At 45.7% G+C, this 20,879-nt stretch carries 21 protein-coding genes; 2 read left to right on the forward strand and 19 right to left on the reverse strand.

Translation table 11 applies throughout. The features are described from left to right. Positions 1-20: 20 nt before the first annotated feature. The 15 genes from B1A98_RS05390 to B1A98_RS05465 all read right to left on the reverse strand — a co-directional run bounded on the left by B1A98_RS05390 (position 21) and on the right by B1A98_RS05465 (position 15,403). Positions 21-950: a peptidase U32 family protein gene (locus B1A98_RS05390; RefSeq protein ID WP_063385509.1), complete on the reverse strand. Its 930-nt coding sequence runs from the start codon at positions 948-950 to the stop codon at positions 21-23. A gap of 1 nt (position 951) precedes the next feature. Next, entirely contained in the window at positions 952-1,599 is a 648-nt protein-coding gene (locus B1A98_RS05395) for an O-methyltransferase (RefSeq protein WP_063385508.1), read from the reverse strand. 274 nt (positions 1,600-1,873) lie between these two features. Then, positions 1,874-2,992, reverse strand: a complete 1,119-nt coding sequence (gene mltG, locus B1A98_RS05400; RefSeq protein ID WP_063385507.1) for an endolytic transglycosylase MltG — start codon at positions 2,990-2,992, stop codon at positions 1,874-1,876. A gap of 125 nt (positions 2,993-3,117) precedes the next feature. Further along, a complete protein-coding gene (locus B1A98_RS05405) occupies positions 3,118-3,402 on the reverse strand; it encodes a DUF1292 domain-containing protein (RefSeq protein ID WP_041097400.1) in 285 nt (94 codons plus the stop codon). A gap of 13 nt (positions 3,403-3,415) precedes the next feature. Further along, positions 3,416-3,832 (reverse strand): Holliday junction resolvase RuvX, encoded by a 417-nt coding sequence (ruvX, locus tag B1A98_RS05410; protein ID WP_063385506.1) that lies wholly within the window; start codon positions 3,830-3,832, stop codon positions 3,416-3,418. 6 nt (positions 3,833-3,838) lie between these two features. Next, the gene (locus tag B1A98_RS05415) at positions 3,839-4,105 is read right to left on the reverse strand and encodes an IreB family regulatory phosphoprotein (protein WP_041097404.1); all 267 of its coding nucleotides are present in this window, start codon (positions 4,103-4,105) and stop codon (positions 3,839-3,841) included. 82 nt (positions 4,106-4,187) lie between these two features. Beyond that, complete coding sequence (gene alaS, locus B1A98_RS05420) at positions 4,188-6,821, reverse strand: alanine--tRNA ligase (RefSeq protein WP_063385505.1); 2,634 nt, start codon at positions 6,819-6,821, stop codon at positions 4,188-4,190. 343 nt (positions 6,822-7,164) lie between these two features. After that, complete coding sequence (locus B1A98_RS05425; RefSeq protein ID WP_063385504.1) at positions 7,165-8,244, reverse strand: AI-2E family transporter; 1,080 nt, start codon at positions 8,242-8,244, stop codon at positions 7,165-7,167. A gap of 214 nt (positions 8,245-8,458) precedes the next feature. Then, positions 8,459-8,647 (reverse strand): hypothetical protein, encoded by a 189-nt coding sequence (locus tag B1A98_RS05430; protein WP_041097411.1) that lies wholly within the window; start codon positions 8,645-8,647, stop codon positions 8,459-8,461. Positions 8,648-8,713: 66 nt separating this feature from the next. Next, the gene (gene recD2, locus B1A98_RS05435) at positions 8,714-11,104 is read right to left on the reverse strand and encodes an SF1B family DNA helicase RecD2 (RefSeq protein WP_170808528.1); all 2,391 of its coding nucleotides are present in this window, start codon (positions 11,102-11,104) and stop codon (positions 8,714-8,716) included. Between the two features lie 12 nt (positions 11,105-11,116). Then, positions 11,117-11,779, reverse strand: coding sequence for a tetratricopeptide repeat protein (locus B1A98_RS05440; protein WP_041097413.1), 663 nt, complete (start codon positions 11,777-11,779; stop codon positions 11,117-11,119). 217 nt (positions 11,780-11,996) lie between these two features. Next, entirely contained in the window at positions 11,997-13,112 is a 1,116-nt protein-coding gene (gene mnmA / locus B1A98_RS05450) for a tRNA 2-thiouridine(34) synthase MnmA (RefSeq protein WP_063385502.1), read from the reverse strand. Between the two features lie 34 nt (positions 13,113-13,146). Then, positions 13,147-14,292 carry a cysteine desulfurase family protein gene (locus B1A98_RS05455; RefSeq protein ID WP_063385501.1) on the reverse strand — a complete coding sequence of 382 codons (1,146 nt, stop codon included), beginning with the start codon at positions 14,290-14,292 and terminating at the stop codon, positions 13,147-13,149. A 14-nt stretch (positions 14,293-14,306) separates the two neighbouring features. Continuing rightward, positions 14,307-14,729 carry a cysteine metabolism transcriptional regulator CymR gene (gene cymR / locus B1A98_RS05460; protein WP_063385500.1) on the reverse strand — a complete coding sequence of 141 codons (423 nt, stop codon included), beginning with the start codon at positions 14,727-14,729 and terminating at the stop codon, positions 14,307-14,309. Then, a complete protein-coding gene (locus tag B1A98_RS05465) occupies positions 14,726-15,403 on the reverse strand; it encodes a YczE/YyaS/YitT family protein (protein WP_063385499.1) in 678 nt (225 codons plus the stop codon). Before B1A98_RS05465 ends, cymR begins: the two co-directional genes overlap by 4 nt. A 142-nt stretch (positions 15,404-15,545) precedes the next feature. Here B1A98_RS05465 and B1A98_RS05470 point away from each other — a divergent pair, with 142 nt between their 5' ends. Continuing rightward, positions 15,546-16,811 carry a replication-associated recombination protein A gene (locus B1A98_RS05470; protein WP_063385844.1) on the forward strand — a complete coding sequence of 422 codons (1,266 nt, stop codon included), beginning with the start codon at positions 15,546-15,548 and terminating at the stop codon, positions 16,809-16,811. A 119-nt stretch (positions 16,812-16,930) separates the two neighbouring features. After that, positions 16,931-17,734, forward strand: a complete 804-nt coding sequence (locus B1A98_RS05475) for a DUF2935 domain-containing protein (RefSeq protein ID WP_063385498.1) — start codon at positions 16,931-16,933, stop codon at positions 17,732-17,734. Between the two features lie 193 nt (positions 17,735-17,927). Here B1A98_RS05475 and B1A98_RS05480 read toward each other — a convergent pair whose 3' ends face one another. From B1A98_RS05480 to B1A98_RS05495, 4 genes are read right to left on the reverse strand one after another with little or no spacing between them, the layout of a single operon-like run. Continuing rightward, positions 17,928-18,878, reverse strand: coding sequence for an ABC transporter permease (locus B1A98_RS05480; RefSeq protein WP_063385497.1), 951 nt, complete (start codon positions 18,876-18,878; stop codon positions 17,928-17,930). Then, positions 18,878-19,798, reverse strand: coding sequence for an ABC transporter ATP-binding protein (locus tag B1A98_RS05485; RefSeq protein WP_041113966.1), 921 nt, complete (start codon positions 19,796-19,798; stop codon positions 18,878-18,880). Before B1A98_RS05485 ends, B1A98_RS05480 begins: the two co-directional genes overlap by 1 nt. A gap of 11 nt (positions 19,799-19,809) precedes the next feature. Beyond that, positions 19,810-20,499, reverse strand: a complete 690-nt coding sequence (locus tag B1A98_RS05490) for an ABC transporter ATP-binding protein (protein ID WP_063385496.1) — start codon at positions 20,497-20,499, stop codon at positions 19,810-19,812. Beyond that, positions 20,492-20,875 (reverse strand): GntR family transcriptional regulator, encoded by a 384-nt coding sequence (locus B1A98_RS05495; RefSeq protein ID WP_063385495.1) that lies wholly within the window; start codon positions 20,873-20,875, stop codon positions 20,492-20,494. Before B1A98_RS05495 ends, B1A98_RS05490 begins: the two co-directional genes overlap by 8 nt. Between the last annotated feature and the right edge of the window lie 4 nt (positions 20,876-20,879).

Below are 20,879 nucleotides of genomic sequence, written 5' to 3' on the forward strand. Positions count from 1 at the left end.
TCACGAGTGTTCCTCCTTTTTTAATAAACTGTTTCCTTGAAGAAGAAGCCTGTATCTAACGGGCGGTGTGCCGGCTGTAAATCTTCAATCTTCTCTAGCAGCTCGTCCTTAATCTCCTCGTACTCTTCTGGACATTCTGCACACAAATCGATCGCCTGGCGGTAAAGCTTCGTCACTTCGAGCAAATATTCGGGTGAGTGAAGGATTCCGTCAATTTTACAGCTGTCAATTCCTGCTTCAATCAGTTCGGCCAATTCATCAATGATGCATATATCATTAGGGCTCATGATGTGTGTGCCATTTGCATCTTCGAAAATTGGATACTTGTTTTCACGTTCTTTATCGTACAGAAGCATATTTTTCGCATCTTTGCGATTTTCAATTTCCATTACTTTGCCCTGGTATTCGAAATAATGGCCTAATAACGGCCGCTTCGATTGGAACATGCATGTCATGCCATGCACCTGTACCTCAATCGCTACCTCGGCATGCTCTTTAACTTCAATAATCTCTTCCATGCTTAATTCCCTTGCAAGAACTGCTCGCACTGCTCCGCGTTTTCCCCAGTAGTTGCAAGTAAAGTAATTTGTTGCTGTAGTTTCAGTATTCCAGTGAAGCGGCATATCAGGAGCTGCTGCACGAACAGCCATTAGAACAGCCGGGTCTCCAAAAACAATGGCATCAGCTCCCGCTTCTTTCACGAATGCGATATACTCATCTAGTTCATTGGCAATGTCATTATGAAAAATCGCATTCACTGCTACGTACACTTTCTTTCCTTTAGCATGAGCCTTCTCAATCACTTGTGCAATATCTGTTCTGCTAAACTCGCCTGCAAGACGCAGTCCGTAGCGCTGTTCTCCAACAACAAAAGCATCGGCTCCCGCTTCTGCAAGAAGATCAATCGCAGCAACACTATGCGGCGTAACAAGTAATTCTGGTTTTTTCACGTTATTTTCCACCTCTTTTGCGGCTGACAGCTAAACCATCGCCTACCGGAAACAATGCCGTATCAAAATCCGGATGATTCATCAGCCATTCATTGTAAGATTGAATTTTTTTTACTAAATTAATAATCCGTTTAGATTCAGCCGGAACACCCGCAACGTAGCCTTTAAATAAGACATTGTCGGTATAAACCGTCCCTTCGGCTGTTAAACATGCGGAATAGCGTTCAAAAAATTTAGTGTATTGTCCTTTGGCCGCATCAATGAAAATAGCATCATACGGCCCCTTTTCTCCAGCTTTATCCACTAGTTCAAGTGCATCCCCGAATAAAACCTCTACCCGGCTTCCGTACTCAGAACGGCCAATATAACTCATCGCCTGGCGATAACGCTGCTCATCCCGTTCAATGCTTACAACCTCCGCATCCGGCAAAGCAGCAGCCATGCGCAAGGCAGAATAGCCGATAGCTGTGCCAATCTCCAGAATCCGCTTGGGCTGCTGAATACGCATAATTTGGAGCAGTGCTTCTATACCAGCCGGCTCCATAATCGGGACACGATGTTCCCGGGCAAAAGCTTCCATTTCGGCAAACAGCGGCTCCCTGGTTTTAATTAACGATTCTATATAATGATCGATCCTGTTTTCCATCATACTCTCCTTTTCGAAAAGGCTTTATGTCAAAGCAAAAGCGCCTTACTTACCCATGGTCTGCCTAAGGAAGCAAATATATTGTCCCCGCGGCAAGCCCATCACGGTCTCGGCAGGAAAGCTTAATCTTCAAAATAGAAGAAGCAAGGTTGCTTTCATCGACAAGAAAAAGAAGAAAGCCCGCCAGCTTTCTGCTTTATGATCAGTTATCGACTTTTCTTCCCAAAAATACTTGAACTATTTTACCACAAAGGCACAGAAAAAGCGATGCTTCTGCCTATTGGTTTTGCTTCTCATAGTGACCAGTAATGTATTTTTCCTTTAGCTTATTATGTTCTTCCAATGTTTTCGCGTAATATACATCCCCTGCTGGAGAAGCAAGGAAATAAAGAAAATCAGTGTCTGCAGGATTTAAAGCAGCTTCCATTGATGAAACACCGCTATTGCCGATTGGTCCTGGCGTCAGTCCCTTTACCTTGTAGGTATTATAAGGAGAATTTACTTCTAGATCCTCATAAAGAACCCGTTTTTTATGTTTGCCGAGCGCATATAATACGGTCGGGTCTGTTTGCAGCGGCATCCCTGCTGCCAAGCGGTTGTAGAATACACTTGAAATCTTATGGCGGTCTGCCTTTTCCGTTGCTTCCTCTTCTATCAAGGAAGAAAGGGTGAGCAGCTTATGCGTACTCATTTGCTTGGCTGCCATCGATGTCCGGTACTGGACAAGCACGCTGTCCGTTTTCTTGAGCATATCTTCTACTATTGCCTTAACCGGCTTTTTCTTGTCTGCATAATGGTAAGTAGCCGGATAAAGATATCCTTCAAGCGGATAGCGAATTTTTTCAGCAAATACCTCCTCCGTCAGCAGCTCGGGATATTTGCTCATCATTTCTTTAATAAATGCCCGATCGTTCATTACTTTGAGCACATCGTTAGCGGAACGGCCTGTCTCTTTCCCGATCGCGGCAGCAATCTGTGTTAATTGGAATCCTTCTGGTATCGTGATTTTCACTTTTCCTTGTCCAATTACCTTTCCCGTTTTCAAGCTTTTAATCAATTCATCCATCGTCATGCTTGGAGTAAATGAATATTCACCCGCTTGAAAGTCGCCTTCCCCTTTATACTTCACGTAATATTTAAAAATTTCTGCATTCTTTACGATTCCTTCGCTTTCTAGTTTTTCAGCAATCACAGATAAGCTTGAACCGATAGGAACATTTATCTGGATCGGATGATGATCTGTTTTGTCAGCAGGCTCTAAGGCAGATTGAATGAAAAAGTAACCGCCTGCTGTCAGTCCGCCAAGAATCAGCAGCAATGAAAGAACGGCAAAAAAAATAGCTTTTTTCAACCGTCTCTTTTTACCCGGCGGCTGGATATAGGATTGTTTCGACATACACTTACTCCTTTCAACAAATAACGACCCTCTCTTTTCTTTTTTATTATACTACATCTTTTAAGAAAAAGGAGAAAGGAAAAAGCCGGGAAGCAATAGCATCCCGGCCTCTTTTGATGATTGGATTATTCTTCTTCTTCCTCAAGAAATGTATTTAGCATTTCTTCAATCATTTCCCACTCTTCATCTGTTTCAATCGGTTGAAGCTCGCCGTCTTCACCGTCTTCTCCAGGAGTAAAAGCAGACGCGTGAATTTCAATTTCTTCGTTGTCGTCTTCTTCCGCCCCAACTGGGAAATATAGCACATAAGACTTGTTAAAGTCATCAGCATCAAATGTGAAAAGCACTTCACATAGCTGCTCGTTGCCGTTTTCATCAATAATTGTAATTTGTCTTTCTCCGTGTTCCATTCTCTTCACCTCATTATTTTTGGCTGTCCAAAAACCCTTGCAAAATCATTGAGGCAGCCATCTTATCAATCACTTTTTTGCGTTTCTTGCGGCTTACATCTGCTTCAAGAAGCACTCTTTCCGCTGCCATTGTCGTCAAGCGTTCATCCCAGAGAACAACAGGCAGCGAAAAGCGCTTTTCTAGCTTTTCAGCGAAGGCTTTTGAGGCCTCTCCGCGCGGGCCAATCGTGTTATTCATGTTTTTAGGCAGCCCGACGACAAATTTTTCAACGCCGTATTCTTTGCACAAGCTTTCAATGCGTCCTAAACCAAAATCATACTTTTCTTCATTGATCCGAATCGTTTCCACGCCCTGCGCGGTCCAGCCTAATTCATCGCTGATGGCGACACCGACTGTTTTCGAGCCGACATCTAAGCCCATAACCCTCATAAAGATTTATTCCTCTCGCTGCTGTTTTAAATATGTTTTCACAAGCTCTTCAATAATTTCATCACGCTCAAGCTTACGAATCAAATTACGTGCATCGTTGTGCCGCGGGATATATGCGGGGTCGCCGGAAAGCAAATACCCGACAATTTGGTTGATCGGATTATACCCTTTTTCCTGAAGAGCCTTATACACTTTAAAAAGTACCTCTTCCACGTTCTGTTCAAACGGTTCCTCCGGAAAATTAAATTTCATCGTTTGATCAAAAGAGCTCATTAATAGCACCTCGCTTTAGGCTTGAAAGTGAAAACTCCCTATTGTACAAGTTATTCCCATTGTACAATAAATTTTCATGGAATCAAACGGATTTAATCCAGTCTTCCACAAAATTAAGTGCTTCCTCTATTTTTTCCGGGTCCTTTCCGCCCGCTTGTGCCATATCCGGACGTCCGCCCCCGCCGCCTCCGCAGCGCGTAGCTACCTCTTTGACCAGCTTGCCGGCATGGTATCCTTTCTCAACTAAATCTTTCGTCACCGCAGCAACAATATTCACTTTATCTCCCGTAGAAGCAGCGAGCACGATAATGCCGGATGAAAGCTTTTGCTTTAACTCATCAGTCATTGAGCGTAAATTGTTCATATCTGTTGCTTGTACACGAGCAGCAAGGAACTTGACTTCATTTGCTTCCTGTACCCTGTCGAGAAGGCTTCCTGCTTCTATATTGGACAATTTTTGGGAAAGTGATTCATTTTCGCGCTGTAATTCTTTAATTTCCGCCTGTAAACTTTCTACTTTTGCCAAAATATCTTTCGGATTCGCTTTTAGCTTATTTGCCGCCTCTTTCAAAAGTGCTGTCTGGCTGTTCAGGAATTTATAGGCTGCTTCTCCGGTCACCGCTTCAATCCGGCGTGTTCCGGCACCGATTCCGCTCTCTGAAACGATTTTGAACAGGCCGATGACGGAAGTATTTGGCACGTGGCAGCCGCCGCAAAGCTCTAAGCTGTAGTCGCCGACAGAAACAACGCGGACAACATCTCCGTATTTTTCACCGAACAAGGCCATTGCCCCCATTTTTTTCGCTTCATCAATTGATTTGTGGGCAATTCCTACAGCCAGACTGTTCCAAATTTTTTCATTGACGATTTCTTCAATTTGCTCCAGTTCCTCAGGTGTCACCTGGCCAAAGTGAGAGAAGTCAAAGCGCAGGCGGTCCGGTTCAACAAGCGAGCCGGCCTGATTAACGTGTGTGCCGAGAGTATCCTTCAATGCTTGATGAAGCAAGTGAGTGGCTGTATGGTTTTTAATAATTTTGTTGCGTGAAGCCGCGTCAACACGGGCAGTAACTGTTTGACCGGTTGTTAATACGCCGCTCTCGATGATGGCATGCTGGATGTTCTGCCCATTTGGCGCTTTTTGAACATCTTGAACAGCAGCGCGCACACCTTCCGCTTCAATCACTCCTTTATCCGCTGTTTGACCGCCGCTTTCAGCATAGAAAGGAGTGCGGCTTAGTATGAATTGAACGGCCTCGCCTGCTTGCGCGCTATCCACAATTTCGCCATTGGCAATGATTACTTCAACTGTAGCTTCAGCTGTCAGCTCATCATAGCCGGTAAATTCACTTTTCACTTTAATCTCACCAAGCACTCCGCCCTGCACTTGCATGGACCCGACATCTTGACGGGCTGCACGCGCACGTTCGCGCTGGTTCTCCATTTCTTGTTCAAAGCCTTCATGATCAATCTCCATGCCTTCTTCTTCGGCATACTCTTCTGTTAACTCAACCGGAAAACCGTATGTGTCATATAAACGGAATACGTCCGCTCCGGCAATTGTATTGGAGCCGTTGTTCTTCGCTGACTGAATGACCGCTGACAAAATGGTTAAGCCTTCATGCAAGGTTTCATGGAAACGTTCTTCTTCGTTTTTAATCACTCGTTGAATGAACTCTTGCTTGTTTTTCACTTCCGGGTAAAAGTCGTTCATAATTTCACCCACTACAGGAACAAGCTCAAACATGAATGGACGATGAATGTTAATTTGCTTCGCGTAGCGGACAGCACGGCGCAACAGGCGGCGAAGAACATAGCCGCGGCCCTCGTTTGATGGAAGAGCTCCGTCCCCGACGGCGAAGGCAACTGTCCGAATATGGTCGGCAATTACCTTAAAGGCTACATCCTTTTCAACTGTTTCACGGTACTTCTCCCCAGAAATAGCTTCTGTCGCTTCGATGATCGGCATAAACAAATCTGTATCGAAATTCGTTGGCACTTCCTGCATAACCGATGCCATCCGCTCAAGCCCCATGCCTGTATCAATGTTTTTCTTTGGCAGCGGCGTATATGTACCATCAGGATTGTGATTGAATTGAGAAAATACCAGGTTCCAGATTTCTAAATAACGTTCATTCTCACCGCCAGGATAAAGCTCCGGGTCGTTTTCATCATTTCCATAGGATTCACCGCGATCATAGAAAATCTCTGTATTTGGTCCGCTTGGTCCTTCGCCAATATCCCAGAAGTTCCCTTCCAGACGGATAATTCTCTCTTCCGGCACGCCCATTTCCTCATGCCAAATCTTAAAGGCTTCGTCATCCTCAGGATGAATGGTGACGGATAGCTTTTCCGGGTCTAAAGCCATCCATTTTTTATCGGTTAAAAATTCCCAAGCCCAATGAATCGCTTCTTTCTTAAAATATTCGCCAATTGAAAAATTGCCGAGCATTTCAAAGAACGTATGATGGCGGGCTGTTTTACCTACGTTTTCGATATCATTTGTCCGAATGGACTTTTGCGCATTGACAATCCGCGGATTTTCAGGGATCACACGGCCGTCAAAATATTTTTTCAGTGTCGCCACGCCGCTGTTGATCCACAGCAGACTCGGGTCATCATGCGGCACGAGCGGAGCGCTCGGCTCCACACGGTGGTTTTTTTCCTGAAAGAACTCTAAAAACATCTGACGAATTTGAGCACCAGTCAACGTTTTCATCTGTGATTCCTCCTGTTAAGTAATGAATTAAGCATATTATTTTGAGACAACAAAAAAAGCTCCGTTCCCCGGACAGGGACGAAGCTTTTTCGCGGTACCACCCTGATTATGAACCGGACAGACACCTGCCGATTCATCTCTCAAAGGCCTTAACGCGGCAAACGGCAGGGATTAGCTGCTCTCCGGACTAGCTTTCCGTTATCCTTCACCCGAAGCTTCTTCCAGCCAAGGAAGCTTCTCTCTGATGTGCCCTGCACTTAGGTGGACTATAACATACTTGATCCATCATTGATTTAGATTTGTTAAGATATAACGAAATTATAAAAAACTTTAAATGTGTTTGTCAATGCGGAGCTTTTTGTAAACGGACTTTTACCCGCCGCTCTGCCATGAAAGCTGCTTTAAAAACAATAAGAACCGGAACAGCGACAATTAAGCCGACCACGCCCCCTGCTTCCCCGCCTAGCAGCAATGCCCCGATAATAAAAAGCGGATGAAGGTGCACACTCTTGCCGACAATCCACGGCGATAATACATTGCCTTCAATGAATTGCAAAGCAAGCATAATAATAGCCGTGTACAACGCCATTTTTCCGGACATCGTCAATGCGACGAAAACAGCGGGGACCGCACCGATAATCGGACCAAAATAAGGGATCACGTTGGTAATGCCGATAATCAATCCGAGCAGAATCGCATATTTAAGCCCGATAAATGTAAACAGCAAAGCCGCTGCCGTTCCAATAGCTAAACATACAAGCAGCTGCCCCCTTATATAGCCCCCCAATGAGCTATCCAGCTCCCTGACGAATCGAAGCGCTCTTGTCCGCCACTTTCTCGGTGTAAATGTCCACGCTGCTTTTTTTACGCGATGAATGTCTTTAAGCAGGTAAAAAGAGATAAAGGGCACCACGGCCAGCACCAGCAAAAAGTTAACCATTTTCATAAGAATATTCATGAATGCTTCCACAAGACCAGAAAGCCAATGCTCAAAGCCGATAATGCGGTTATGAATTTTTTCCTGTACGCCGTCCGGCCACGTCAGCGTTTCTGCCTCAAGGGCAACAACCTTTTCTTCATACATTTTGGAAAGCTCGGGGGCACTTTGCGACAATTCTCTCAGCTGCTCAATAAATAGGGGAATGCCTCTAACTAAGCCGATGCCCATGATGCCAAAAAACAATATATAAATAAGCAGAATCGCCATCGTTCTCGAAACGCCCTGCTCGGTCATCTTCTCTACGAGCGGGTGCAGCAAATAAGCAATGAAGCCCCCGAGCAAAAAAGGCATCAGGCTTACTGCAATTCCCCGAAGCACTGGACTGAGCACTGGGCTTAATAAATACAGAACGTACACTGCCAGCAACGTGAGAAGAACAGCACACGCTAAATACAGCCATTTTAGTTTCAACTTATTTTCCATCGGATCCGACACCCTTTAATCAAACTGTTTTATATAGTTTGCTGCTAGATGCCGCTGGTTTATTCATTCTGCTGAAAACAATGAAAAAACCGGCAAGAGGGGGTCAGAATAAAGCCATTCCGAACCTCCTTTTGCCGGCTAACTGAGAGTGCAAAGAAATGAGTTCTCCGCAAGCCGATTCTCTTTTGGAAAAACAGCCGTCCCTGCTTTTTAATCAGCCCATTCTTCTTTTTTCTTCTTCAAAAAGATCGTTAAGAGAGCTTAGAGAGCCGTCTTCTTCGACCTGATGAACAGAAATCACATTTTTCTCAATGGAAAGTTCAATGAAGCAGCCCCAGCAATAGTATTGGTTTGTTCCGATCTTCCCCAGCTCTTTACTTTGACAGTTTGGACATGTAATCATGGGCGTCACCTCGCACGCTTTTTGCAAACAGCGTGCCCGGTGCTCCTCATTTTTATACCTATAAGCTTATAAAAAGTCGTAAGGTGTGATCTCTTCCATCCCAATCATCGGATCGATGGCTGTAATTGTTTCTTCAGTCAATGCCACGGAGCGAAACGCCTCCCCTTCTGATGCTTCCTCCGCTAGCGCCTTCATTAACTTTTCTTTTAACGCCGTTTTACGCATAAGGTCATCATTACGTTCAATGCCGATCCGAAAAGCTTCTTCTTCCCCGCACAAAATCAAAAACTGCTTGCTGCGCGTGATAGCTGTGTAAAGCAGATTACGCCGCAGCATCCGGTAGTAGCTCTTTACAACCGGGAGAATGACAATCGGAAACTCGCTTCCCTGTGATTTATGGATGGAGCAGCAGAAGGCATGAGTGATTTGATTTAAGTCCTGTCTTGTATAGGTGACTTCATTTCCTTCGTAAGAGACGATAACCATATCTTGCTTTTCTGTATTTTCTTTTGCAAAAAAGATGGACACTACTTCTCCGATGTCACCGTTAAAAATATTTTGCTCCGGCTGGTTCACAAGCTGAAGCACCTTGTCGCCAATACGGTAGTGAACGCCTCCAAAATCAATTTGCTTACGGGAGCCGTCCGGGTTGGCATTAAGAATCTCCTGCAAAATTTCATTTAGACGATCAATTCCCGCAGGCCCTTTATACATGGGGGCAAGCACTTGGATGTCTTTCGCCGTAAATCCCTTTCTAATTGCACTTTTCACCACTTGCTCCACTGCTTCAGGGATTTGCTGAACATGGCAAGCGATAAAAGAACGATCCTTTTGCTGCTTTGTTAAGTTGGACGGCATCTGGCCGCTTTTGATTTCATGAGCCATTTCAATAATGGAGGACCCTTCCTCCTGCCGGTAAATATCCGTTAGCTTAACAGTCGGAAGCACACCGGATGCAAGCAAGTCCTTCAGCACCTGTCCGGGTCCCACAGATGGAAGCTGATCCTCATCACCGACAAGCACAACCTGCATATCATCCGGCAATGCTTTAAATAACTGGTGAGCGAGCCAGATGTCAACCATTGATACTTCATCCACAATGAGCAGCCGCCCCTGCACCTCCCGGCTGTCTTCGTCTTCATGTGTTTCCTGGCCGCTGAATCCAAGCAAGCGGTGGATAGTGACCGCTGGAAGCCCTGTCGACTCTGCCATTCGTTTGGCCGCCCGTCCGGTTGGCGCTGCCAGCTTCACTGGAAATGGCTCATCTTTTCCATAGGCCTTGGGATCAAGCGAACAGCCATGCAGTTCGGAATAAAGCTCCACAATGCCTTTAATGACCGTTGTCTTTCCTGTGCCCGGTCCCCCTGTCAGAATCATCATTGGTGACATAAGTGCTTTTTGGATCGCCTCTTTTTGAGAAGGGGCATATTGGACGCCGGTTCGCTCTTCTAAATCGCCGAGCGCCAGCAGAAACTCTGATTCAGGAAATTGATCTTCATACTCTGTTTGCTTGAGCAAACGTTCAATGTTGGCGACAAGACCTTTTTCCGAAAAATATAAAGAGGGCAAAAACACCCGGCTCTCTTCCCCGACTACTTTTCCCTCTTTCTCTAAAACGATCAGCTGCTCGGCAATTGCTTCAAAAGACACTTGCTCTTTGCCGCTCTTGTCCAGCAAAGCCTTGACTTCCTGCAACAGCTGTTCCGATTCTAAATAACAATGCCCCTCTTGCATGCATTGTTGCTCAATGGTAAATAAGATACCGGCCTTCACACGATCAGGATGTTCTCCATCAATGCCGATCTGTGCGCCAAGCTCATCGGCTCGTCCAAAGCCAATCCCTTCAATATCTTCAACAAGCTGATAAGGATTTTTTTGAATGATTTCAATAGCCTGCTGCTGATACGCCTGGTAAATCTTCATTGAGAGCTGCGGACCGAATCCGTATTGATTAAGCGCCACCATCACCTGCTCCAGCCCCTGGTGTTCAAGAAGGGTTTCATACAGGCTTTTCGCTTTATCCGCAGAAAGGCGCGGCACCTCATCAAGCACAGACGGATGATCAAGGATTTTGGAGATCGCTCCTTCTCCTAACGTTTCAACCACCATTTCTGCTGTTTTTCTTCCAATCCCTTTAAATAAGTCACTGGATAAGTAAGTAATGATGCCTTGCTTTGTCTGCGGCACTTCTTTTTGGGCATGACGGGCTTGAAACTGGCGCCCGAACTTCGGATGGTCTTTGAAAGCGCCATAAAAAACATACACTTCCTGTTCATGAATTTGCGGAAAGTAACCGGTAACGACTACCTCCTTGTCTTCACAGGCCTCATTTGTTTCCAGCACACGAACACGCAGAACAGAGTAAAAATTCTCTTCATTATGAAAGATCGTAACAAGGTGCCGGCCTTTAACGTACTTTTCCCCATTGGCAAACAAATCCATTGACCCTTGTTCCATCAGCGGCACTCCTTATCGTTCTTCGGCTTTTTCAAGCATTTTCTTTCCATAGCCGGCGAGCATATGATCCGGCTGAATAGCAAGCGCCCGGTCAAACATAGCTGCGGCTTTCTCCGCGTCCTCTAAGTGGCCGGCATAGGCAACACCAAGATTGTAATAAGCATCGGCATGGCTGGCATCAGCTGCCACCACCTGCTCAAGCTGACGAATTGCTTCATCATATGCCGACACCTTTGCCAATGCAAGCCCGAGCTGAAAGCGTGCTTCTGTGTCCGTTTCGTTCAGCTCAACCGCGCGCTGCAAATACGGCAATGCCAATACAGACTGATCAAGCTGGCTAAGCGCCATGCCCAGCATGAAAAACACATCGCTCTCCTCAAGACCCAGCTTGATCGCCTGTTCAAATTCACGGCAGGCTTCTTCCAGCTGCTCTTGCTCATAATAAAAGGTGCCAAGCGCATAATGGGCGGCTCCGGCTGCCGGATCTACCTCGATCGCTTTTTTATAAAAACGCTCAGCCCGTTCCTGCTCACCGACGGTCGACAGTACATGGCCAAAGTTAATATAGGCGGTCGGATCTTCCGGAGCTTCTTCGATCCGTTCTGAAAATAACCTTAAAGCCTCTTCGACTTTTCCTTGCTGCAAATATTCTATACCTTGTAAATTTTTATCCATGAGCCACCTCTATACTTATTTTCATCAAGATTATACCACAGCGGGCGGACACTGCAGAAAATTAACAAAGAAGACATCCTAAAAAGTCTGGTTTTCAGGATGCCTTCTTTTTCTTTATCATTTCGGTAGTATTCATTAAAAAGATTGATTCTCATCTTTGCAGACCACTTACGCCAACAGCTCTCTGTTCATTTAAAGCAGTTGGCTTAACCGTTCGTTACCCAACGTAGGTCAGTCTCTTTTCATCTTTAAACACCTGATCGATCGTTGCTCCGCCGAGACATTCTTCTCCGTCATAAAACACAGCTGCTTGTCCTGGCGTAATCGCTCGAATCGGTTCATGGAAGTCCACTTTCACTTTTCCATCTTCAAGCAAATGAACCGTTACTTTATTGTCTGGCTGACGGTAACGGAATTTAGCCGTGCACTCAAAAGATTGCGGCTTTGGCTTGTTCGATACCCAGCTTGCTTGATCGGCAATTAACGAAGTAGAGTACAACAAATCATTATGGAAGCCTTGATCTACATAAAGAACGTTCTTTTCTAAATCTTTGCCCACAACAAACCATGGCTCGCCTGATCCGCCGATGCCAAGACCATGCCGCTGGCCGATCGTGTAATACATTAAGCCGTCGTGATGGCCCTTTACTTCGCCGTCCATTGTTGTCATCAAACCAGGCTGTGCCGGCAAATAGCCGCTTAAAAACTCTTTAAAGTTGCGTTCGCCAATAAAGCAAATGCCTGTGCTGTCTTTTTTGGCTGCTGTAGCGAGCCCCGCTTCTGCAGCAATCGCCCGCACCTGCTTTTTATCAATGCCGCCGATTGGAAACAGCACTTTTTCCAGTTGTTCTTGCTGAAGCTGGTTCAAAAAGTATGTTTGATCCTTATTTTCATCAAGGCCGCGAAGCATTTTTACTTCTTCGCCGCTATGATCGACCCGCGCATAATGCCCGGTTGCCAAGTAATCAGCTCCAAGACTCATGGCATGCTCCAAAAAGGCTTTAAATTTAATTTCCTTGTTGCACATTACATCCGGGTTCGGTGTGCGCCCGGCTTTATACTCCTCAAGGAAATAGGTAAAGACTTTATCCCAATATTGCTTCTCAAAATTTACTGCGTAATAAGGGATGCCGATTTGATTGCATACACGGATGACATCATTATAATCCTCTGTTGCTGTGCAGACGCCGGATTCATCTGTGTCATCCCAGTTTTTCATAAAAATACCGATGACGTCGTAGCCCTGCTCCTTCAATAAAAGGGCGGCAACCGAAGAGTCCACGCCGCCGGACATGCCGACAACCACACGGGTGTCTTTCGGTGCTTTCTTCATTTTGTCCACTCTCTTTCCCTGCAGGAGCCGGCGTTTATTTATTCGTTAAACGGGCGATAATATTCGCCGTTGCTTCTCCTGCTTGATCTATTTGTTCTTCCGTATTTGTCATGCCAAAACTGAAACGAATGGAGTTGCGCAGACGGTCGGACTCCTTGCCAAACATCGCTACAAGCACATGAGACGGCTCAATTGACCCGGCTGTGCAGGCTGAACCGCTAGATGCGGCAACACCGGCAAGATCCAAATTCACTAACAGCGATTCCACATCTGTTCCAGGGAAGCTTAAGTTTAGCACGTGCGGCAATGATCGTTCAAGCGATCCGTTCACAGAAAAAGCCACTTGCTTTTCTGTGAGCAAGTGCATCAGCCGTTCTTTAAATGACGAATAACGCTTACTCTTCTCAGCCATGGAAGCCATAGCAAGTTCAATCGCTTTTCCAAATCCGGCAATCGCCGGCACATTTTCCGTTCCAGCCCGCCGTTTTCTCTCCTGTTCGCCCCCAAAAAGGCCGGGCGTAAGCAGCAGCCCTTCCCTTGCATACAAAAAGCCAACCCCTTTAGGTCCGTTAATTTTATGGCTCGATACCGACAGCAGATCAATATGATCCGCTTTCACATCAATGGCAACAGCGCCATAGGCCTGGACGGCATCGGTATGAAAGACGGCCGGGTGTCCTTGCAACAGCTCCCCGATTTCCGCAATCGGCTGAATAGTGCCGACTTCATTATTGCCGTACATAATTGTTACCAGAATGGTATCCTCCCGCAAAGCAGCAGCTAAATCGGCTACACGAACCAGTCCTTCTTCGTTCACCGGCAAGTAAGTGACTTCATAGCCTTCTTTTTCAAGATAGGCGCATGTGTGCAGGACGGCGTGGTGCTCTACCGCTGATGTAATAATATGACGGCCGCGGTGCTTCATCGCCTGGGCTGTGCCGACAATCGCCAGATTATCGGCCTCTGTGCCTCCGCTCGTAAAAATAATTTCATTGAAGTCAGCTCCAATGCTGGCAGCTGCAGTAGTTCGCGCTCTGTCTACTGCCTGGCGGGAGGACCGGCCAAACGAGTGAATGCTGGACGGATTGCCAAACGTATCATTCATCTGGGCAGTCACTGTTTCGATCACTTCCGGATGCATAGGAGTTGTTGCCGCATGATCTAAATAAATGCGTTCCATTCTCTCATCTCCCCTTAAATATAAAACATGTAAGCATCGGATTGACCATGCTCGTCTGTATGCTTCGCCAAGTCTTCCAGCGTTGTATTTTCAAGCACGCCTTTAATCGCATCACTAATTCTAATCCACAGCTCGCGCTTTGCCGGCTCTTCATCTTCAATTCCTTCAACGAGGCTGATGGGCCCTTCGAGTACACGGATAATGTCTCCAGCGGTGATCGTCTCCGGTTCTCTTCCCAGCACATATCCGCCGTAAGCTCCGCGGATACTGCGGACAAGCCCGGAATTGCGAAGCGGAGCAATTAATTGTTCGAGATAATGCTCTGATAAATTATGAGCGCCGGCAATAACACGCAGGGAAGTCGGCCCCTCCCCGTGCCTTTTTGCTAATTCAATCATAATTGTTAATCCATATCTTCCTTTAGTTGAAATTCTCATATATTTACCCCCTGGTTATGGTCTTTTTTCCATTCATTTACTTTGTTTATTAGTATATCGGAAAACTGTTGACATTGCGGCAACGAAATACCGACCGCCGTTCCCATTAACAAGCTAAACAGAAACGTGCCTAAATGAACTGGTCCTCCAATGAGCCAGGCAATGACCAGCACAAAAAATTCCATTCCCCGCCGAATACTTGACACTTTCCAGCCGGTTTTTTTCATGACAGCCAGCATAAAGCTATCTCGCGGGCCTGCACCAAGCTGAGCAGAAAGATAAAATGACATGCCGTACGCCATAACAAACACACCTGCGATAAACATGATCAGCTTGCCGCTGAAATGATCCGGCGTAGCAATCGTCGGCAGCCATAAAAAGAAATCAATAAAGATACCCACAAGCAGCATGTTTAAATAGGCTCCAAATTGCGGCCATTCCCGCAAATAAAAAGAGGCCAAACCTAAAATCAAAAAACCGATGAGCACCGACCAAGTACCGACCGTCAGCCCTAATTGTTCATACAACCCTACATGAAGAGCATCCCACGGCGTGGCACCAAGGTCTGCTCGAATCAGCAGCACAATGCCAAGAGACATAAATAAAAGGCCAATCGTAAAAATCGTCAGCCGAATCACAATATTCCCCTGTTTCCTTACCTTCTCTTTTTTCATCCATCTTACCCCTTATCAAGTGGGCCTGTATAGTCAGCCCCCGCTATTATATCACAGAAAACAGATCAAAAAACATGCCCCGCCCTCATTTCCTATGATACAGTGAAGGAAAAGAATTGAAATGAGAAATGAGGAATTAGGCATGAAACCGTTAGCTTTTCGAATGCGGCCACGGACAATTGATGAAATCGTTGGCCAGGAGCATTTGGTCAGACCTGGAAAAATTATCGAGCGCATGGTGGCAGCCAAGCAACTGTCTTCCATGATCCTATACGGTCCTCCCGGTATTGGCAAAACATCGATTGCCAGCGCTATCGCCGGCAGCACAAAATACGCCTTCCGAACACTTAATGCTGTCACCAGCAATAAAAAAGATATGGAAATCGTCGCCGCTGAGGCTAAGATGTCCGGCAAAGTTATCTTGCTTTTAGATGAAGTCCACAGACTGGATAAAGGCAAACAGGATTTTTTGCTGCCATTTTTAGAGAACGGGATGATTACCTTGATCGGAGCCACAACAAGCAATCCTTATCACGCCATCAATCCAGCGATTCGCAGCCGATGCCAGATTTTCGAATTAAAGCCGCTGACTCCCGACGAAATTGCGAAAACACTAGAAAGGGCTCTTCATGATGAAGAACGGGGGCTTGGCCGGTATCCAACAGAAGTAGCAGAAGAGGCTCTTCAGCATTTTTCCCAGGCAAGCGGGGGCGACGTGCGCAGCTCGTTAAACGCTTTGGAACTCGCTGTGCTATCCACTCCCCCAAATGAAGAGAACGTTATTGTTATCAGCCGCACAATCGCCGAAGAATGCCTGCAAAAGAAAAGTTTTTCACACGACAGGGACGGGGATGCCCACTATGATGTAATCAGCGCGTTTCAGAAGTCGATCCGCGGCAGCGATGTCAATGCAGCTCTTCATTACTTGGCGCGGCTGATTGAGGCCGGCGACCTGCCGAGTATAGCAAGAAGGCTGCTTGTTATCGCGTATGAGGATATCGGTCTTGCCAGCCCGCAGGCCGGCCAGCGCACGCTCGCTGCTATTCAGACCGCAGAAAAAATCGGCTTTCCAGAGGCTCGCATTCCGCTGGCAGCGGCTGTAATCGAGCTGTGCCTGTCACCTAAATCAAATACAGCTATCTCCGCCATTGATGCGGCTTTAGCAGACATCCGGGCTGGCAAAAGCGGGGATGTGCCTGCCCACTTAAAAGACACCCATTATCCGGGCGCCAAAGAGCTCGGACGCGGGCTTGAATACAAATATCCACATGATTATGACAGTGGATGGGTGAAACAACAGTACCTTCCAGACAAATTAAAAAATAAACGTTATTACGAGCCAAAACAAACAGGAAAATTTGAACAAGCCTTGGCCGGAATCTACGACAAGATTGAAAGAGGAAAATAACTAGTTCGCGAAATTGAAAAACGATCTGTCGATTCGGGTGCTCTCTCTCCCTGAAACTTGTCATACAGACTCCTTTCCTTCGATAAAATGATAGGAATATAGATAAAAGGAGAGACTGTATGATCAAAACATATGAGGAAACAGCTAAGTTTGAGCATGAATTTTGGCTGCAAATCTTAGGCGATCACTCCCGCTTTATTTACGAAGCACTTGCGCCCAATGAACAGCAGGATGTTGAACGGTCCCGCCGTTTCATCCAAGCCTTTGACCGTCTGCTGGAACAGGCACGAAAAGGAACAACCAATTGGCTAGCGCTTAGCAGACTGGCAAATGAAGAAACTGAAAAGCTGAGAATGTTTAAACTCGACTTGATACGCAGGCACCTTACCGGGAAAGTGTCCATTCAGCTTGGTCCAACCTTTATTAGTCATATGGTGAATGAGCTGGATGAATATAGGCGGCTATTAAAACATTTACAGGCAGAGGAGGTTCCTCCTGTCTATCACGCTCTTCATCATCACCTGCTTTGGCTTTTAGACGCGGCAGGCCATGCCGGCGCCATATCGGATCGCATGGACCGGATTGAAAAAAGACTGAAGCAAAAAAGTGACCGCTTTACAAAGGATTTTGAAGCTTTTTATTTAAAAGCAGTAGAAATGACCGGATTTTTACGGGCCAATCTTTCCACTTTTCCTGCGCTAGAGCGCTTTAATCAAGATACTTCTCTTGAAATGAAGCTGTTTATGAATTTTCTTCAGGAGATTGAGGAATTAGAGCTCAGCAAGGAGGCGCTCGGAACATTTGCTCCGCTCATGGCTGACCATATGATGAGGGAAGAATGCTACTATTTAATAAAGCTCGCTGAATCCACCGGGCTTCAAAAGCCAAGCTGCGATCCGACAAAGCCGAGAATAGATGAATAGCAAACTGTCAGATCGCCCTAATCCTGCAGAACCTGTTGATAGAAACAAAAGCAGCAGGCTCTACCGGTAAACAAAATAAGAAAGCTGCTGAGTTCTTTTCATTCAGCAGCTTTTTTCTTATCGTCTCTATTATCGTTCATATCACTTTTCTAATCATTCAGTGAAAAGAGCCTTATCATGCAGCCTCTCGCCTTTAAGCAGCGACATCCCTTTTGGTAAATGTAAAAAAGGCAAGGAGTTGAAACACGAGATAGTAGATAACAAGAACAGTGATGGAGAATCCAATCGTCATCCCATCAACTAATGTTTGCCCTTCTTCGTATTGCATTAGATTCGTATTTGCGAACAGCAAATATTTCGCCCAATCATATTTCATGGCAATGAGCATTGTGACATTGGAACCGACAAACAGCAGGAATAATGAAATGCCGATCGCAAGGGAGCTGCTCCGGAAAACGGCTGAAATCATAAATGCCATCGTTGCCAGCATAAATACGTCTATTGATTTTAGCAAATACACTTTAGACAAATAAACAATCATGTTCTGTTCTACAACTTTTCCGCCTTCATATACAAGATGAACGGCAGAATGGCTGGAAGAGCCGAACAAGACAGCCCCCATTAAGGCAGATACTGCAAATAAGATAGCAATCATAAACAATCCGAACAGTACGACGGCCGCATACTTAGAAAGAAGAATCTTTGGACGGCTGATCGGACGAATCAACAACATTTTTATAGTGCCCCATGAATATTCTCCGGCAACAATCCCGCCAGCGATGATAATCATAAATAATCCGGCAAAGCTCAGCAGCGAGCTGTTTTCCTCGATAAAGGACAATGTAGATGTTTTAGTATCAATCGGCACATTGTTTGCCAAACGGTATTCGTTCACCTTGATCTGTCCTTCTAAATAAGCTTTGTGGTCTTTCGATATCTCTGTCGCTTCTTTTAATGTGTTTTCATACTGCGCGTTTTCAGCTTGAACGACTTGACGCCAATTTGGCGTGTCTTTCTGTCTGCTTTCATCATACTTCGTAAACCCGGCAAATACACCCGTCATCAGGATAAGCAATCCAATCATGACATAAGTACCCGGCCGTTTAAATATTTTGATCCATTCATTTCTAATTAAACGTCCCATTAGCTCACCGCCTCTTGCTTTTCTGTTATTTCCAGAAACTTTTCTTCGAGTGTTTTAGATAGCTGCTTCACTTCATAAACTCTCATATTCTTGGACACAAGCAAACTGATTATATCCGGAATCTGCTCTTTACCCGCTTCAACAGACAAGCTGCTTCCGGCAATTTTTACACGGATATCAGGAAAAGAGGCAGTCATTAATTTCGCTGCCGTATCCACGTGATCCACCTCTATGGAATACACCTCACGCCCGTCATCTACCCAATCACGCACAGACTGAACATGAATCAGCCGGCCTTTTTGAATGATTCCGATCCGGTCGCACATCATTTCCATTTCCGAGAGCAAATGGCTGGATACAATAACCGCCATCTTTTCTTTTTCCGCTAAATCACGGATGTATTGGCGGATTTCTTTAATACCTGCAGGATCCAGCCCATTTGTCGGCTCATCAAGAATTAATACTTTCGGGCTGTGCAGAAGCGATTGAGCGATTCCCAGCCGTTGGCGCATACCAAGAGAGTAGGTCTTCACCTTATCGTGAATTCGGTCTCCCAAGCCTACAAGCTGAACAACTTCGGCAATTCGTTCTTTTGTTATTCCTTTTTGCATACGGGCATACTGCTGTAAATTTTGATAACCTGTTAAAAATTTATACATTTCCGGATTTTCTACAATCGCTCCGATATTGCTGACGGCTTTCTCAAAGTTTTTTTGGATGCTGTGTCCGCAAATAACAATGTCCCCTTCTGACAGCTTCATCAGTCCGACGATCATCCGGATCGTTGTTGTTTTACCGGCTCCATTGGGTCCAAGAAAACCAAAAACTTCCCCGGCTTGAATCGTGAAACTTAATGAATCAATAATGCGCTTCCCTTTGATGACCTTTGAAACATTTTTCAATTCCACTAATGTTGTCATTCGTTAACCTCCTATTGATAATTCCTTTTCAGCCATTGCAGAACAGATAAGCCCTCTTCTTCGCGAAGCGCTTCTACATGGCAACGGGCGCGGACCATGCCCTCATCTAAAATGACTGCCTCCTCCAAAACAGGCTCAATCTCCGTGATTTCATGGGTAGTAATAATGACCGTCTGTTCACCGAAATCAATGAAAGAAACCAGCCCTTTTACAATCGTGTCCCTTACCATCGGATCAAGACCTAAGAAGGGTTCATCCAACAAGAGCACTGGAGCCTTGCGGGACAAAACCAGCAGGAGTTTCAGCCGTCCTTGCTGCCCTTTAGACATCTTCGCCACTTTTTGATGACGCTCCAGACTCATAAACTGAATTAATTCTTCCGCTTTCTCCAGCGAAAAATCTTTGTGCTGTGCAGCGAAAAACTCGATCATCTGCTGAACGGTCAGCCCTGGGTAAACCATACCTTCACTGGATAGATAAGCAACATCGCGGGCAATAGAACGGTCTGCCGGCTGTCCGTTAACGATCACTTCACCTTTGGACGGAAAGACGAGCCCTGCGGCCATTTTCATCATCGTGGATTTTCCGCTCCCGTTAGGCCCAAGAATGCCATATATCTTCCCTTTTTCAAATTGCAAACTGACATCTTGGAGCGCTTTTCTTTTTCCGTACTCTTTCGTAACGTTTCGCAACTCAATCATTTTCAGACGGCTCCTTTCCCGCTAAAAATTGTTCGACCGCTTCCGTTATTTCTTTGTCCTCCACACCGATGCCCCGCATATTTTGTATAAATGTCTCAATCATCTCCCGCTGAATTTCAATGCGAAGCTGTTTTTTTCTATCTATTTGTTCCGTCATAAACGTTCCCTGACCTCTTCTCGTTTCTACTACGTCCATGCGTTCTAGTTCTCCATATGTTCGCTGTATCGTATTCGGATTGACCCCCGACTGAATGGCCATCTCCCTGACCGATGGCAATTTTTCGCCGGGGGCGATCTTTCCGCGCACAAATTGCTGAATAATGCGGTCAGCAATTTGCCGGTAGATCGGTTTGGATGTTTTAAATTCTTCAGTCATGTTT

It is taken from the genome of Pseudobacillus badius (assembly GCF_002189605.1).
Taxonomy (GTDB): domain Bacteria; phylum Bacillota; class Bacilli; order Bacillales; family Domibacillaceae; genus Pseudobacillus; species Pseudobacillus badius.

Coding starts and splice junctions, on each gene's coding strand:
- B1A98_RS05425 (WP_063385504.1), bottom strand. CDS start 8,244: ATGGAAAATAAGTTGAAACTAAAATGGCTGTATTTAGCGTGTGCTGTT.
- B1A98_RS05465 (WP_063385499.1), bottom strand. CDS start 15,403: ATGAAAAAAGAGAAGGTAAGGAAACAGGGGAATATTGTGATTCGGCTG.
- B1A98_RS05480 (WP_063385497.1), bottom strand. CDS start 18,878: ATGGGACGTTTAATTAGAAATGAATGGATCAAAATATTTAAACGGCCG.
- B1A98_RS05470 (WP_063385844.1), top strand. CDS start 15,546: ATGAAACCGTTAGCTTTTCGAATGCGGCCACGGACAATTGATGAAATC.
- B1A98_RS05475 (WP_063385498.1), top strand. CDS start 16,931: ATGATCAAAACATATGAGGAAACAGCTAAGTTTGAGCATGAATTTTGG.
- mnmA (WP_063385502.1), bottom strand. CDS start 13,112: ATGAAGAAAGCACCGAAAGACACCCGTGTGGTTGTCGGCATGTCCGGC.
- B1A98_RS05430 (WP_041097411.1), bottom strand. CDS start 8,647: ATGATTACATGTCCAAACTGTCAAAGTAAAGAGCTGGGGAAGATCGGA.
- B1A98_RS05405 (WP_041097400.1), bottom strand. CDS start 3,402: ATGGAACACGGAGAAAGACAAATTACAATTATTGATGAAAACGGCAAC.
- cymR (WP_063385500.1), bottom strand. CDS start 14,729: ATGAGAATTTCAACTAAAGGAAGATATGGATTAACAATTATGATTGAA.
- B1A98_RS05490 (WP_063385496.1), bottom strand. CDS start 20,499: ATGATTGAGTTGCGAAACGTTACGAAAGAGTACGGAAAAAGAAAAGCG.
- B1A98_RS05395 (WP_063385508.1), bottom strand. CDS start 1,599: ATGATGGAAAACAGGATCGATCATTATATAGAATCGTTAATTAAAACC.
- B1A98_RS05455 (WP_063385501.1), bottom strand. CDS start 14,292: ATGGAACGCATTTATTTAGATCATGCGGCAACAACTCCTATGCATCCG.
- ruvX (WP_063385506.1), bottom strand. CDS start 3,832: ATGAGGGTTATGGGCTTAGATGTCGGCTCGAAAACAGTCGGTGTCGCC.
- alaS (WP_063385505.1), bottom strand. CDS start 6,821: ATGAAAACGTTGACTGGTGCTCAAATTCGTCAGATGTTTTTAGAGTTC.
- B1A98_RS05495 (WP_063385495.1), bottom strand. CDS start 20,875: ATGACTGAAGAATTTAAAACATCCAAACCGATCTACCGGCAAATTGCT.
- B1A98_RS05485 (WP_041113966.1), bottom strand. CDS start 19,798: ATGACAACATTAGTGGAATTGAAAAATGTTTCAAAGGTCATCAAAGGG.
- B1A98_RS05440 (WP_041097413.1), bottom strand. CDS start 11,779: ATGGATAAAAATTTACAAGGTATAGAATATTTGCAGCAAGGAAAAGTC.
- mltG (WP_063385507.1), bottom strand. CDS start 2,992: ATGTCGAAACAATCCTATATCCAGCCGCCGGGTAAAAAGAGACGGTTG.
- recD2 (WP_170808528.1), bottom strand. CDS start 11,104: ATGGAACAAGGGTCAATGGATTTGTTTGCCAATGGGGAAAAGTACGTT.
- B1A98_RS05415 (WP_041097404.1), bottom strand. CDS start 4,105: ATGAGCTCTTTTGATCAAACGATGAAATTTAATTTTCCGGAGGAACCG.